We start from the raw sequence: 2391 nt of genomic DNA on the forward strand, positions 1-2391 counted from the left end.
TTCGTCATTCCGGCGCCCACATCGGACCGCCTGGTGCTGGTCGCGGCCGACTGAACACTGTGCGATGGAGCCGAAAGGGATAAATTCTCGGTAGGCTTCGTGCCGGGAGTGTTGTGCGGGGACGGTCCCCTAGGGGGCCGTCCCGGATTTCAACGGCTACCGCGCAGTGGAGGATAGGGACACAACGGGGTGCGTGACGGTCGCGCACTATGTCGCGTGGGCTCGCGCGGCACGTCAGTATGGAGGCGGGATCAATCGATGGCTAATCCGTTCGTCAAGGCCTGGAAGTACCTGATGGCCCTCTTCGACTCGAAGATCGAGGAGCACGCGGATCCGAAGGTTCAGATCCAGCAGGCTATCGAGGAAGCCCAGCGCCAGCATCAGGCCCTGTCGCAGCAGGCCGCGTCGGTCATCGGCAACCAGCGTCAGCTGGAGATGAAGCTCAACCGCCAACTCGACGAGGTGGAGAAGCTCAACGCCAATGCCCGCCAGGCGGTCATGCTCGCCGACCAGGCCACCAATGCCGGGGACACCGAGAAGGCGATCCAGTACACCAATGCCGCCGAGGCTTTCGCGGCGCAGCTGGTGACCGCCGAGCAGTCCGTCGAGGATCTGAAGGTGCTGCACGACCAGTCGCTGCAGGCCGCCGCCCAGGCCAAGAAGGCCGTGGAGCAGAACGCCATGCTGCTGCAGCAGAAGGTGGCCGAGCGCACCAAGCTGCTGTCCCAGCTGGAGCAGGCCAAGATGCAGGAGCAGGTGTCGGCGTCCCTGCAGCGGATGGACTCCACCCTGTCCGCCCCCGGCACCACCCCGAGCCTGGACGCGGTGCGCGAGAAGATCGAACGCCGCTACGCCAACGCGCTCGGCGCCGCCGAACTGGCCCAGAACTCGGTGCAGGGCCGCATGATGGAAGTGCAGCAGGCCAGCATCCAGATGGCGGGCCACAACCGCCTCGAGCAGATCCGCGCCTCCATGCGCGGCGACGCCCTGCCCTCCAGCGGTGCGTCCCCGCAGCTCAACCAGGGCCAGGCCGCCGCCAACCCGGCCCAGCCGCAGCTGGACAAGGACCGCAGCGCACAGCAGCAGTAGTGACCGAGCGCTCCGGCGGCCCTCGCCGGGAGCGCTGCGCAGCAATCAGGCGAAAGGTTCGACCGATGGGGAGATCGCGGGCAGCGGGTGAGCCCGCGACCCCCCGCGCCCGCTTCCGCCGCAAACCGGTAGCGGAGCGCTCGACCGGATTCCGATTCCCGATCCCGGGCCTGGGGTCCGCAGCCGACCGGGACGCGACGCCCCCGGTTGCCCCGCTGCCGGTCGCGAAGAACTCTTCCGGCTCCTCGTCTCAGGGTGAATACGGCCCCGCCGGTCCCGACGCCGCCGGTCGGACGACATCCGGGTACCCCTCGCCCCCGCGCCCGGCCGCACCGGAACCGCCGGACCCTCTCGGCCCTGCGCCGACCGGAACGGCCCATGAATCCAGCAGTGCCACAATCGCTTTCGGCGCGGCTGGCTATCGGCCGGACCACGGGGTCGGGGACTGCCCCGATCCGAGCGCGACAGGTGCTTCTCCGCGTGCGACCGGCGCGTCCACAGGCGCACCGGTACGGCCGTGGAACCCCTTGCCCGGCTTCGATATCGGCGTCGTGCGCGACCGGTGGGCGGCCACCGCCGAACGGGGCATCTCGCGCGACGAGCCCCGGGACCAGCCACGCGGCGTCTACCGGGACTCCGACGCCGGGCGACAGCGAACCCGGGACGACGACGGATCCGTCGATGACGCATGGGATCTCCGCTCCGGCGGCGATGTCTCGAGAGTTCCACGCCGTGACGATGCGGAGCGTGGCACCCGCGGCGATGCGGGGCACGGCGGTTCGCGTGGTGTTGCCAGGCGCGGTGACTCGCGTGGGGATCTGCGGGACGGACGGACTGGTGGCGTGTTCGGTCGGGGAGCCGGTGCTCGTGGGGCGACCGGTGGCCGCGAATCGTCGGTGTTCGGGGTGCGGGGGGCTCGGGAACGGGCCGGTGAGACCGTTCGGGAAATGTTGGCTCCGGCCGGCGTGGAGCCGGAGGAGTTGGCGCAGCGGCTGCCCGAGGCGCTGCGCGGGATGGGGGAGCAGGCGTTCGCCACGGTGCGGCGCTGGGCCGATCCGCGGGAGCGGGAGTTGCGCAAGCGGCGGCGGGTGCGGCGGCGCAGCCTGCGGTTGGGCACCGCCTCCGGGGTGACGACCATCGGCACCATCGGTCTGGTGCTGATCTCCGCGCCCGCCTGGGCCGTGGTGGTGGTCGGCGGCGGTGCCGTGGCCTTGGTGACCGGGGCGGCCGTGACCACCAAGCGGTACTTGCAGATTCGCAATGACCCCCTGCCACCGGCCGCGTTCCAGCCCAGGCGGCTGC

1 protein-coding gene and 1 pseudogene are annotated in these 2391 nt (G+C 70.7%); both read left to right on the forward strand.

The annotated features are described in order from the left end of the window. Positions 1-258 precede the first annotated feature (258 nt). A complete protein-coding gene (pspA, locus tag QK444_RS35575) occupies positions 259-1089 on the forward strand; it encodes a phage shock protein PspA (protein WP_039815749.1) in 831 nt (276 codons plus the stop codon). A gap of 947 nt (positions 1090-2036) precedes the next feature. Next, positions 2037-2391: pseudogene (locus QK444_RS35580) on the forward strand (hypothetical protein); the annotation flags it as partial.

The organism is Nocardia sp. CC201C (assembly GCF_030010695.1).
Classification (GTDB): domain Bacteria; phylum Actinomycetota; class Actinomycetes; order Mycobacteriales; family Mycobacteriaceae; genus Nocardia; species Nocardia otitidiscaviarum.

Excerpts from the sequence above, each read along its gene's own strand:
- pspA (WP_039815749.1), top strand. The coding sequence starts at position 259 with ATGGCTAATCCGTTCGTCAAGGCCTGGAAGTACCTGATGGCCCTCTTC.